Source organism: Streptomyces sp. NPDC034670, from assembly GCF_055574875.1.
Window position 1 is genome coordinate 127,714 of sequence record NZ_JBVITR010000003.1, and the last position, 11,898, is coordinate 139,611.

At 74.6% G+C, this 11,898-nt stretch carries 11 protein-coding genes; 7 read left to right on the forward strand and 4 right to left on the reverse strand.

Annotated elements, in window-relative coordinates:
- Positions 1-30 precede the first annotated feature (30 nt).
- A complete protein-coding gene (locus tag ACZ56B_RS03295) occupies positions 31-885 on the reverse strand; it encodes a TIGR03619 family F420-dependent LLM class oxidoreductase (RefSeq protein ID WP_468785700.1) in 855 nt (284 codons plus the stop codon).
- Positions 886-1,035: 150 nt separating this feature from the next.
- On the opposite strand from ACZ56B_RS03295, the gene ACZ56B_RS03300 reads away from it, so the two are divergent.
- The 4 genes from ACZ56B_RS03300 (at position 1,036) to ACZ56B_RS03315 (ending at position 5,385) form a co-directional block, all read left to right on the forward strand.
- The gene (locus tag ACZ56B_RS03300; RefSeq protein WP_468785702.1) at positions 1,036-1,464 is read left to right on the forward strand and encodes a nitroreductase/quinone reductase family protein; all 429 of its coding nucleotides are present in this window, start codon (positions 1,036-1,038) and stop codon (positions 1,462-1,464) included.
- A gap of 230 nt (positions 1,465-1,694) precedes the next feature.
- Entirely contained in the window at positions 1,695-4,652 is a 2,958-nt protein-coding gene (afsR, locus tag ACZ56B_RS03305) for an SARP-family global regulator AfsR (protein WP_468785704.1), read from the forward strand.
- Between the two features lie 213 nt (positions 4,653-4,865).
- Complete coding sequence (gene afsS, locus ACZ56B_RS03310; protein WP_468785706.1) at positions 4,866-5,054, forward strand: regulatory protein AfsS; 189 nt, start codon at positions 4,866-4,868, stop codon at positions 5,052-5,054.
- A gap of 184 nt (positions 5,055-5,238) precedes the next feature.
- A complete protein-coding gene (locus ACZ56B_RS03315; RefSeq protein ID WP_468785708.1) occupies positions 5,239-5,385 on the forward strand; it encodes a hypothetical protein in 147 nt (48 codons plus the stop codon).
- A 102-nt stretch (positions 5,386-5,487) separates the two neighbouring features.
- Here ACZ56B_RS03315 and ACZ56B_RS03320 read toward each other — a convergent pair whose 3' ends face one another.
- The 3 genes from ACZ56B_RS03320 to kbpA all read right to left on the reverse strand — a co-directional run bounded on the left by ACZ56B_RS03320 (position 5,488) and on the right by kbpA (position 9,596).
- The gene (locus ACZ56B_RS03320) at positions 5,488-6,063 is read right to left on the reverse strand and encodes a hypothetical protein (RefSeq protein ID WP_468785710.1); all 576 of its coding nucleotides are present in this window, start codon (positions 6,061-6,063) and stop codon (positions 5,488-5,490) included.
- A gap of 178 nt (positions 6,064-6,241) precedes the next feature.
- Positions 6,242-8,656, reverse strand: a complete 2,415-nt coding sequence (gene afsK, locus ACZ56B_RS03325) for a protein serine/threonine kinase AfsK (protein ID WP_468785712.1) — start codon at positions 8,654-8,656, stop codon at positions 6,242-6,244.
- Between the two features lie 208 nt (positions 8,657-8,864).
- Entirely contained in the window at positions 8,865-9,596 is a 732-nt protein-coding gene (gene kbpA / locus ACZ56B_RS03330; protein WP_468785714.1) for an AfsK-binding protein KbpA, read from the reverse strand.
- Between the two features lie 134 nt (positions 9,597-9,730).
- Between kbpA and ACZ56B_RS03335 the strand changes: the two genes are divergently transcribed.
- From ACZ56B_RS03335 to ACZ56B_RS03345, 3 genes are all read left to right on the forward strand, one after another.
- Positions 9,731-10,366: a TetR family transcriptional regulator gene (locus ACZ56B_RS03335; protein ID WP_468785920.1), complete on the forward strand. Its 636-nt coding sequence runs from the start codon at positions 9,731-9,733 to the stop codon at positions 10,364-10,366.
- A gap of 211 nt (positions 10,367-10,577) precedes the next feature.
- Entirely contained in the window at positions 10,578-11,003 is a 426-nt protein-coding gene (locus tag ACZ56B_RS03340; protein ID WP_468785716.1) for a pyridoxamine 5'-phosphate oxidase family protein, read from the forward strand.
- 31 nt (positions 11,004-11,034) lie between these two features.
- A complete protein-coding gene (locus ACZ56B_RS03345) occupies positions 11,035-11,700 on the forward strand; it encodes a pyridoxine/pyridoxamine 5'-phosphate oxidase (RefSeq protein WP_468785718.1) in 666 nt (221 codons plus the stop codon).
- The last annotated feature ends 198 nt before the right edge of the window (positions 11,701-11,898 follow it).

An 11,898-nucleotide genomic window follows, 5' to 3' on the forward strand; every position in this document is an offset into this window, starting at 1 on the left:
GGGTGTCCGGGCCGGGTGTCCGGCGGGTGCTCACCCGGCGTCGACGAACGGCTGGCAGGCGTCCAGCGCCCGCAGCACCTCCGCCTCCCCCGCCGCGGGCAGCTGCACCACGGTCTCCTCGATGCCGAGCCCGGCGAAGTGCTCGAGCTTGCCCGGGGTGGGCAGGACGGCGTACGGCACGACCTGGAGCGCGGCCGGGTCGCGGCCCGCGTCGGCCCAGGCGGAGCGCAGCGCGGGCAGCGACCCGGACAGGCCGCGCCCGCCGATGGGCAGCCAGCCGTCGGCGTACTCGCACACGTGGGCGAACAGCTTCGGCCCGGCCGCCCCGCCGATCAGCGTGCGCGGGCCGACGACCGGGCCGCGCGGCTTCCGCACCGGCTTGGGGTGCGCGAGGCTGGCCCTCACGCTGCCGAACTCGCCCTCGTACGCGGTCGGTTCCTCCGCCCACAGCGCCCGCATCAGGCCCATCCGGTCCCGCACCAGCTCGCGCCGGGTGCGCCAGCGCACTCCGTGGTCGGCGGCCTCCTCGACGTTCCAGCCGAAGCCGATCCCGAGCGTGAACCGGCCGCCGGAGAGGTGGTCCAGGGTGGCGACCCGCTTGGCCAGGTCGATCGGGTCGTGCTGCGCGACGAGCGTGATGCCGGTGGCGACCCCGAGCCGCTCGGTGACCGCCGCCGCCTGCCCGAGCGCGACGAAGGGGTCCAGGGTGCGGCCGTACTCGCGGGGCAGCTCCCCGCCCGCCGGGTACGGGGTGGTCCGCTCGACGGGGATGTGCGTGTGCTCGGGCAGGTACAGCCCGGCGAACCCGCGCTGCTCCAGCTCGCGGGCGAGCCGGACGGGGGTGATCGTCTCGTCGGTGAGGAAGATCGTGACGGCGATGCGCATGGGCGGCCTTTCGTACGCGGGCGACGGCCCCATCAATACCGCCGCCCGGCCCCCCTGTCCATACCGACCGGTCGGCATCGAGCCGGTCCGCCGAAGCGACCGCCGTCCGCACCGGTCCGGGAGGGCGGGGCCGGCGGTAGGCTCGCCCCGATGACTCCTCGGACTCCCAGGGATCCTCGGGCTTCCCGGGCTTCCCGCGCCGAACGCAGGTACCGGGCCGCCACCGCCTTCCAGCGCCGGATCAACCCCGTCCTGCGCCGGCTTCCGTTCCAGACCGTCCTGGAGACCACGGGCCGGGTCTCCGGCCTGCCCCGCCGGACGCCGGTGGGCGGACGGCGGGTCGGGGACTCCTTCTGGCTGGTGTCGGAGTTCGGCGAGCGGTCCCAGTACGTCCGCAACATCCGGGCGGACCCCCGGGTGCGGGTGCGCCTGCGGGGCCGCTGGCACACCGGCACCGCCCGCCTCCTGCCCGACGACGACCCCGTCGCCCGTCTGCGCACCCTGCCCCGCCTCAACAGCGCGGCCGTGCGGGCCTTCGGGGCGGGGCTGCTGACGGTACGGGTCGACCTGGACGGCTGAGCGGGCGGAGCGCGCCGCCGCGCCGGACGTTCCCGCACGCCCCGCGGGCGTCTGACGAAACGTCACTTCCGCGGCGGAGGTGACGCCTTCGCCCCCGCGTACGCAGAACGGGTGGGGGCCGGCGACGGACCGCCCCGCACGCGTGTGATCGCCGTCTCGCACGGCTGACGCATCTGCCGTGAACAAGGCAAACTGGCGTAGTGGCTCAGGACGCATAGGGGGACGACTGCATGGACGGTGTACCGCGGGTGCCGGAGCAGCCGCGCCCCGGCTCCCCGGCGGAGCCCGCGGCGTTGCGCTTCGGCGTGCTCGGGCCGGTGCGCGCCTGGCACGGCGACGAGCCGGTCAACACCGGAAGCCCTCAGCAACGCGCCCTGCTCGCCGCCCTGCTGCTGCGCGAGGGCCGCACCGCCACGGCGGCCGAGCTGATCGACGCCCTGTGGGGCGAGGAGCCGCCCCAGCAGGCGCTGGCGGCGGTCCGCACCTACGCCTCCCGGCTGCGGAAGGCGCTGGGCCCCGGGGTCCTGGTCAGCGAGTCCGGCGGGTACGCGGTGCGCGGACTCGGCGAGGGCGTGCTGGACCTCGCCCTCGCGCAGGAACGGGCGGCCGAGGCGGAGAAGGCGAGGAACGCCGGGGACCTGTGTCACGCCCGCGCGGTGCTGGACCGGGCCCTGTCCCTGTGGGACGGCGAGCCGCTGGCGGGCGTGCCCGGCCCGTACGCACAGGCCCAGCGCGTCCGCCTGGAGGAATGGCGGCTCCAACTGCTGGAGTCCCGGCTGGACATGGACCTGGAACAGGGCTGCCACGCGGAGGCGGTCTCCGAACTGACGGCCCTGACCGCCGCGCACCCGCTGCGCGAGCGGCTGCGCGAACTCCTCATGCTCGCCCTGTACCGCAGCGGCCGCCAGGCGGAGGCGCTGGCGGTGTACGCGGACACCCGCCGCCTGCTCGCCGACGAGCTCGGCGTCGACCCGCGCCCGGGCCTGCGGGAGCTCCAGCAGCGCATCCTCCGGGCCGACCCGGGGCTGGCGGAGCCGTCGGCGCCGATGGCGGAACCGGCGACGGCACCGGTGCGCCCGGCCCAGCTCCCCGCCACCGTGCCGGACTTCACGGGACGCTCGGCCTTCGTGCGGGAACTGGGCGAGGTCCTGGTGGGACCGTCCGGCTCCGAGGCCCGGGTGATGGCGGTCTCGGCCCTGGCCGGCATAGGCGGCGTCGGCAAGACGACCCTGGCGGTGCACGTGGCCCACGAGGCGCGGTCCGCCTTCCCGGACGGGCAGTTGTACGTCGACCTCCAGGGCGCCGGCGCGCGGGCGGCGGAGCCGGAGACGGTCCTCGGCTCCTTCCTGCGCGCCCTCGGCACGGCCGACTCCGCGATACCGGACTCCCTGGAGGAACGGGCCGCCCTGTACCGCTCCGTCCTGGACGGCCGCAGGGTCCTGGTCCTGCTGGACAACGCCCGCGACGCGGCCCAGGTGCGCCCGCTGCTCCCCGGCACGGCGGGGTGCGCGGCGCTAGTGACGTCGCGGACGCGGATGGTGGACCTGGCCGGGGCCCACCTGGTCGACCTGGACGTGATGTCGCCGGACGAGGCGCTGACCCTGTTCACCAGGATCGTGGGCGAGGAGCGGGTGGCCTCGGAGCGCGAGGCCGCCCTGGACGTGGTGGCGGCGTGCGGCTTCCTGCCGCTGGCGATCCGCATCGCGGCCTCCCGCCTGGCGGCGCGCCGCACCTGGACCGTCTCGGTCCTCGCGGCCAAGCTCGCGGACGAGCGCCGCCGCCTGGACGAACTCCAGGCCGGCGACCTGGCGGTGAAGGCCACCTTCGAGCTGGGCTACGGCCAGCTGGAGCCGGCCCAGGCCCGCGCCTTCCGCCTCCTGGGCCTGGCCGACGGCCCCGACATCTCGCTGGCGGCCGCGGCCGCGGTCCTGGACCTCCCCCCGGAGGACACCGAGGACCTGCTGGAGTCCCTGGTGGACACCTCCCTGCTGGAATCGGCGGCGCCGGGCCGCTACCGCTTCCACGACCTGGTACGGCTCTACGCGCGTGCGTGCGCGGAGCGGGACGAGCACCCCCCGAGCGAACGGGAGGCCGCGCTGTCGCGGCTGCTGGACTTCTACCTGGCCACGGCGGCGGGGGTGTACGCGATCGAACGGCCGGGGGACCGGCTGGTGGACGACCTGGAACCCACCGAGTATCCGGGGCTGCGCTTCGCCAACGGATCCGCCGCTCTCGACTGGCTGTACAGCGAAGCCTCGCCCCTGCTGGCCTGCGTGCAACAGGCCACCGAGGCCAGCAGGTTGAGACGAGGAGTGGACCTGCTCTGGGCGGCCAAGGACCTCACCGAGTCGGGGGCCAACTCGCACCAGTACGAGACGACGGCCCGAGCGATGTGCGACGCGACGCAGGCCGCCGGTGACGCCCGCGCAGAGGGGAGAGCGCGGACGACCCTCACCAACGTCCTCCTGGTCTATGGGCGCATCCAGCAGGCCGGGGAAGAAGCGCGACGCGCCATGGAACTGGCGGTCTCCGTGGGGGATGCGACCGCGGTCAGCTGGGTCGCCAACGACCGGGGACTCATCTGCCTGCACCAGGGCCACTACTCGGATGGCGAGACCTTCTTCAACCAGGCGATCGGGGGACACCGCGCCGCGGGCAACCGCCTCGGTGAGGCCGTCACTCTGGCCAACCTCTCACGGGCCTACCTAGAGCTGGGCAGTGTCTCCAGGGCCGTCGACATCGCTCAGCACAGCCTCGCCCTCCACTCGGCACTGGGCAGACCCATGCGGCGCGCCAGCGCACACTTCGCGCTGGGCCTGGCACTGGCCAAGGCCAACCGCCACGCCGAGGCGCTCAGCCAGTTCGTCAACGCTCAAGGCATCTTCACCGAGCACCGGCAGCGGCTCTGGGTCGGAAACACCCACTTCCGTATGGCCGAGGTGCACCTCAGTGCCGCCCGCCCCGCACAGGCCGCCCAACACGCCGAACAAGCCCTTGCACTGGGCTGCGTGGGTGGCGACAGGATGCGGGGCAACGTCGTGGCCCTCCTCGGCCGCGCCCTCTCCGAACTGGGGCAGGCGGACCGGGCGAAGGCCTGCTGGCAGGACGCCCTCAACCTGTACGACCAGTGCGGGGCCGTCGAAGCCGCCGATATACGCGCCCTGTTGAACGGCACGCCGACAGCATGACGAGCCGCCCGGCCGCCGACCGTGCGCAGGCGTTCAGCATTCGTTTATCGGGGTCCGGCACTCTCGAAGCAGTCGGACCGTCGCGTCGGGGGGCAGGCGGTCGGACAGGAGCCCGACCGGTTACTGTGCGGCTCCGAACGCCCGTCCGGCGGCCCTCGGGGGAGCTTCCGGGCGGGCGTTCCCTGCCCGTCACCACACAGAGGAAGTCACGCCATGAGCGACACGAAGGACACGGACGCCACTCCGCAGGACAACAGCATGCCCGCGCCGCCGAAGGACGGAGGCGCCACCACGCAGGACAACAGCATGCCGAGCGAGCCCGCCGCGGGCGAGGCCATCACCACGCTGGACAACAGCATGCCCGCCCCGCCCGCCCTGGGCCTGGACCAGGGCGGCAGGTAGTCCTTCCTCTCGCACGGGGATCGGCCGCGGCGGCGCGGAGGGGGAGCCGCCGCGGCCGAGGTGTGTCCGCGGAGATCTTCCGGTCAACCTTTGACGCGAAACGTTCGAATCGCTCGAACAACCGCCCCTGCCGGATCTAGCGTCCCTTCCTGAACGGTTCTGCTCTTTAACAACAGGAGCTCGAATGACCCGCACCAAGAAGGCCCTCACCACCCTCGCCCTGGTCCTGGGCGTCACCGGCGCCGCCGCCGGTCCGGCACTGGCCGACAACCACATGCCGGTGGGCCCGCAGGACGGTGTCGTGACGACGCTTGAGAACCCCATGCCCTGACGCGACCGCGCCACCCGATCACCGGCGGGGCCGAGGGAGAACCTCGGCCCCGTCGTCGTACCACCGTCCTCCACGCACCGTCCGGCGGCGCCCCGGCGCGCCTCAGCCGGCGGCCGGGGCCAGGGGCTCGGGGTCGCAGTCGGTGATCCGGGGGGCCCGCCCGGCGTCGTCGACGGGCACCCGGACGGTCGCCGCGTCGCCGCCGGCCACCTCGACCCGCTGCGACCGGGAGACGACCTTCGCCCCGTACGCGTTCTCGAAGACCACGGTGACGGTGAAGACGCCGTCGACGGCGTTGGGATTGGTGACCTCGACGGTGGCGTACGGGGCCTTCTTCGAGACGCAGCCCAGCAGCTCCACGGTGGCGTCCCGCAGGGACGAGGTCTGGTTCCCGCCGCTGCCGCCGGAGGTGCCGCCTTCCTCGTCGTAGTCGTTGTCGTAGTTGTTGCCGCCGCCGTAGCCGTAGCCGTCGTCGTCATCGTCGTCGTCGTAGCGGTGCGAGCCGCCGCCCGAGCCCGAGGACGTGTCGTGGTCCTGGCCGGAGCTGCTGCACCCGCCTCCCCCGCCGTCGCCGCTGCCGCTGCCGCCGTGGCCGCGTCCGGTCGAGAAACCGGTGAGGCCGAGGACGACCAGGACCGCCACCGCCGTGAGCTTGAGTGTGTTCCCCCGAGAGCGCATGGCCGTCAGATTAGCGGCTCTCGTGTCACGGGCATGCCACTGCCTGGAAACCGTCGCGCACGGGGCGTAGCGTCCGCGGTGGGAACGGCGACGGGCCGCTCCCCGCGGTGACGGCCGCCGTCCGGACCCCTTCCGTCGCACCGGCACGACGGCCGTCCCGCCCCCGCCGACACCCGGCCTACGCCGTCCGCGCCGTCCCCGTCCCCTTCTCCGCGTCCAGCGCGTACACGCAGCGGTCCTTGCTGCACGCGTAGACGACGCCGTCCCGCACCACCGGGGAGCCGGTGATCTCGCCGCCGGTGGCCAGCTTCCACCTCAGCCGGCCGTCGTCGGCCTTGAGGGTGTAGAGGAGGTGGTCCGTGGAGCCGAAGTGGATGCGGCCCTCGGCGACCGCCGGGGCGCCCACGATGTCGCCGCCGGACTGGAAGCGCCACTTGGGGGTGCCGGTGACCGCGTCCAGGGTGTAGAGGCCCTTGCCGCTGCCCACGTGGACGTGGCCGGCGGCGACCAGGACCGGCTCGACGGAGGAGCGGGCCTCGGTGGCGATGCGCCAGCGGTCGCGGCCGTCGGTGGCGTCGAGGGCGTAGACGGTGCCGAGGTAGTCGGCGAGGTAGACGCCGCCGCCGGTGACGGCCGGGCCGGGCACGAAGGCGGGCGGGCAGAGGAAGACCGCCGGGGCCTCGAAGTGCCAGCGGACGTGCCCGCCGGCGACGTCGAGGGCGATGACGCGGGTGCCCGCGGAGACGTAGACGTAGCCGTCGGAGGCCTGGGTGAGGCGGATCGGGACGCCGCCGCAGGAGGCCGCGTCGCCGATGGGGTACGACCAGCGCTCGTCGCCGGTGCGGGCGTCGAGGGCGCGCAGGCGGGCGTCCTGCCAGACGTAGACGGTGCCGTCGTGGACGGCGGGGCCCGCCTCGGGGGTCTCGAAGTCGGTCTGGCAGCCGGTGATCTCCCACAGCTTCTGGCCGGTGGACGCCTCCCAGGCCTGGACGCCGCCGCCGCGCGTGCCGGTGACGACGGTGCCGCGGTCGGCCTGGAGGGAGTACACCCAGGCGTCCGTGGACAGCCGCCACAGGTCGCCGCCCTCGCGGGCCTGGAGGGCGTAGAGGGTGGGGCCGTCGGAGGCGTGGATGCGGCCGTCGGCGACCGCCATCGACCAGGCGACGTCCCGGGTCTTGAAGCGCCGGCGTCCGGTGGCCACGTCGAGGGCGTGCACCTCGAAGGAGGTGACGTAGACGAGGTCGCCGTCGACCGCCGGGGTGCCCCACAGGTCGTTGGACATGCGGAAGCGCCACGGCCGCCAGCCGGCCGGGTGGTGGTCCGGCGGGGCGGTGGGCGCCGCGGTCGCCGGTACGGCGGGGTCGGCGCCGTTGACGCCGGGGCGGGGCTTGGACCAGGAGGCGGCGAGGGCGGCCTCCGGCGGGGGCGCCTGGACGGCGGCGGCCCGGACGTCGGCGACGCGCGGGCCGGGGCCGATGGGCACCGGGGCGCCGGCCAGCCGCACGGGACCGGTGTCGGGCGTGCCCGCGGGGACGCCCACCGGCGCGGGCAGGGACGGGGGCGGCGGCGGGACGACCGGGTCGTGCGGCGGCGGGGGCGGCGGCGGGACGACCGGGTCGTGCGGGGGCGGGGGCGGTACGTGGGAACGGACGCTTCCGCCGCTGTGGCCTCCCCCGTGGGCGGGTCTGGGCGCCGGACGGCCGCCCCGGCGGGCCTCGATCAGGCTCACCGCGCGCTCGGGCAGCCAGGCGGAGGCCGTGCCGCTGTCGTCGGAGCCGGAGCCGAACAGGTGCGGGGCGAGCTGGGCCTGGAGGTCGGCGGGGGTGGGCCGGGCCGAGGCGTCCATCTGCATGCAGGCCTCGATCAGCGGGCGCAGCTCGTCCGGGAGGCCGTCCAGGTCCGGGCCCTCGCGCAGCAGCATGAAGACCGTCTCGACCGGGTTGGCGCCGTGGAAGGGCGCGTGTCCGGTGGCGGCGAAGACGAGCGTGGAGCCCAGGGAGAACACGTCGCTGGCGCCGGTGACGCTGCGGGAGTCCTTCGCCTGCTCCGGGGACATGTAGGCGGGGGTGCCGACGGCGACGTTCGTCATGGTCAGACGGGTGTTCGACACCCCGGAGGCGATGCCGAAGTCGATCACCCGGGGGCCGTCCTCGACGACGAGGACGTTGGAGGGCTTGAGGTCGCGGTGGACGAGCCCGGCGCCGTGGATGGACTGCAGCGCCTCCGCGACCCCGGCCGCGAGCCAGCGCACCGCCTGGGCCGGCAGCGGCCCGCACTCGTTCACTATCTCCTCGAGGGAGGGGGCGGGGACGTACGCGGTGGCCAGCCACGGCACGGCGGCACGCGGATCGGCGTCCACGACGGCCGCCGTGTAGAAGCCGGAGACCGCGCGGGCGGCCTCCACCTCGCGCGTGAAGCGGACCCGGAACAGCTGGTCCTCGGCCAGCTCGGTCCGGACCGTCTTGATCGCCACGCGCCGCCCGGACGCCGAGCGTGCGAGATAGACCAGCCCCATGCCGCCGGCTCCCAGCCGTCCCAGCACCTCGAACGGCCCGATACGCCGCGGATCGTGCTGCGTCAGCTGATCCACCACTTGCCTGCCACCTCCCCGTACGAGTCGCGCCACCACCTGTGCACGCGACCGAAGTGCAGCGTCTCACCACCGCACCGCCGCGGCGGCACGCACCCCGATTGTTCCTGTCCGGGCCCCCGGTTGCGAACCGGCCGACAAATAGGGTGTCCAGGTTGACACACGGCACGGGGGGACGGACCGGCGGGCCGCCGGCCCCCGGCGCGCCGGATCAGCGGCGCAGCAGCGCGAAGGACGCCCCCTGGTCGTCGGTGACCACGGCCACCGTGCCGTACGACGTCCCGAAGGGCGGGACCTGGACCCGGCCGCCGAGCCGGGTCACCTCCGCCAGGGTGGCCGCGGGGTCCTCGACGGCGAAGTGGACGAGGAAGTGGGGCGGCATCTCGGCGGGGAAGACGTCGGAGACCGGCGCGCGGCCGAAGTCCGGGTCGGCGCCCGGACCGAACAGGGCGTCGTGGAAGAGGTCCCCGTAGAAGGCGTTGGCCGCCTCGGTGTCCCGGGTGTAGAGCTCGGCCCAGGCGAAGGTGCCCGGCTCGCGGCGGCGGCCGAAGCCGGGGTGGCCGGCCGGCTGCCAGAGGGCGAAGACGGCCCCCTCGGGATCGGTGACGAGCGCGGCGACGCCCAGGTCGCCGACCGGCAGCGGCGCGGACACGACCTGCCCGCCGGCCGCGCGGATCCGCCCGCACAGCGCCTCGGCGTCCGGGGTCGCGAAGGACACCGTCCACACCGTGGGCATCCGGCCGTCCGTCTTGTGCACGAGGGAGGCGACGGGCTCACCGTCCTTCAGCGCCCGGACCGCGTTCCGGGGCCGGGCGGGCTGCTCCCGGAAGGTCCATCCGAAGAGCTCGCCGTAGAACCGCTTGCCCGCCTCCACGTCGGGCAGCTGCGCGTCCACCCAGCACGGGGTGCCCTCCGTGTACTCCGGTGCCCTGTTTTCGGCCATGCCGCCAAAGTAACCGCGTCCTCCGCACCCCGCAGACCAGGCACACCAGCCCCCGTGCCCCCGCACACCCCATTTGCAGTCGGCCGAATCGCGCTCCCATCACCCCTCGGTAAGCTGACGACATGACAGGACAAGTGCGTACCGTCGACGGCCGCGTGGCCGGCCGGCGAGGGCAGGCGACCCGGCAGAAGCTGCTCGACTGCCTCAGCGAGATGCTCAGCTCGTCACCCTACCGGGACGTCAAGGTCATCGATGTCGCACGCAAGGCGGGGACTTCCCCGGCGACCTTCTACCAGTACTTCCCTGACGTCGAGGGCGCCGTCCTGGAGATCGCGGAGCAAACGGCCGCCGACAGTGCCGGGTTGACCGAGCTCCTGGAGGGCCGCTCCTGGGCGGGCAAGGCCGGCTGGCAGACGGCCCAGGAACTCGTCGACGGGTTCCTGGAGTTCTGGCGGAAGAACGACGCGATCCTGCGCGTGGTGGACCTCGGCGCGGCCGAGGGCGACAAACGCTTCTACAAGATCCGCATGAAGATCCTGAACTCCGTGAACGCCTCCCTGGCGGACTCCGTCGCCGCGCTGCAGGCCAAGGGACGGGTCGACAAGGACGTGAACCCGTCGGCGATCGCCGGCGCGCTGGTCACGATGCTCGCGGCCGCGGCCTCGCACCAGAAGGGCTTCTCCTCCTGGGGCGTCAAGCAGGCCGAACTCAAGCCCAACCTGGCGCTGTTGGTGCACCTGGGGGTCACCGGCAAGAAGCCGGCGAAGTAGGCGCCCGGCGACACGTCCTCCTCTTTCACCAGTCCTGTCCGACGGGCGGCGGTCCACTGCGGTGGGCCGCCGCCCGTCGTGTGTGCCGGCACCGCGGCGGGTGGGAATCCCCCGGCCCGTGCCATCCATGGGGTGGATCCTGCTCCGGGAGGCGCCTGCGCGGGGAAGGACGGGAACGACAGCACTCACCGAGTCGCAGGAGGAATCCGCGATGGCACTGACCCGCGAAGAACGCGAACAGTTCCTGGCCGAGCCCCACACCGCCGCGCTCGCGGTCGACGCGGGGGCGGGACGCGCCCCGCTCACCGTGCCGATCTGGTACCAGTACGCGCCCGGCGGCGACGCGTGGATCCTGACCGGCCGGGACTCCCGCAAGAACAAGCTGATCGGCGCGGCCGGGCGGTTCTCGCTGATGGTCGACCGGACCGAGCCCACCATCCGGTACGCGTCGGCGGAGGGGCCGGTCCTGGAGACCGTCCCCGCCACGATCGAGCACCTGCGGGAGCTCGCCACCCGCTACCTCCCGGCCGACAAGGTCGAGGGGTACGTCGACTTCGCGTGGCGGAACCACGGCGAGCAGGTCGTCGTCCGCATGCGGCCCGAGCGCTGGGTGTCGTCCGACCTCGGCTCGGTGTGAGCGCGACCGCCCCGCGCACGAGAATCGGGGCATGGAAACCGATCTCCACGCGTTGCTGAGGTCACTGCGGGTCTGGGACCCGGAGGTCACCGAGCTGCCGGAACTGGACCCGGCCGCCGCGCCCGCCGAGCCGCTGCCGCTGTTCGCGCGGTGGCTGGCCGAGGCGGCGGCGGCCGGGCAGGCCGAGCCGCACACCGTGTCCCTGGCCACGGCGGACGCGGACGGGCTGCCGGACGTGCGGATCGTGGTGCTGCACGGCGCGGACGCCGACGGCTGGTCCTTCGCGACCCACGCGCACAGCCGCAAGGGCGGCCACCTCGCCGCCCGCCCGTACGCCGCGCTGGCCTTCTACTGGCCGGTGCTGGGCCGCCAGGTGCGCCTGCGCGGCCCCGTCACCGCGGCCCCGGCCGAGGAGGCGCAGGCCGACCTGCACGCCCGCTCCACCGGGGCCCTGGCCGCCGCGCTGACCGGTCGGCAGAGCGACGTCCTCGGCTCGGTGGAGGAGCTGGCCCGGGCCTCGGAGGAGGCCTGGGAGCGGGCGCGGCGGGAGCCGGACGCCCCGGCGCCGTCCTGGACCCTGTACCGGCTCGGGCCGGAGGAGGTGGAGTTCTTCCAGGGCGACGCCCTGCGCCGGCACGTACGGCTGCGCTACCGGCGGGCCGGGCAGGGGTGGGCCCGGGAACTGCTCTGGCCGTGACGCGGGGCACCCGGGCGCCCCGGTGGGCGGTGACGCCGCACGCCGTGCCGGGCGACACCGGGCGCGATGCCGGGTGACGCCGGGCGCGGGGCCGGGTGACGCCGGGCGCGGGGCCGGTGACCTCGGGCGCGGGGCCGGTGACCTCGGGCGCGGGGCCGGTGACCTCGGGCGCGGGGCCGGTGACCTCGGGCGCGGGGC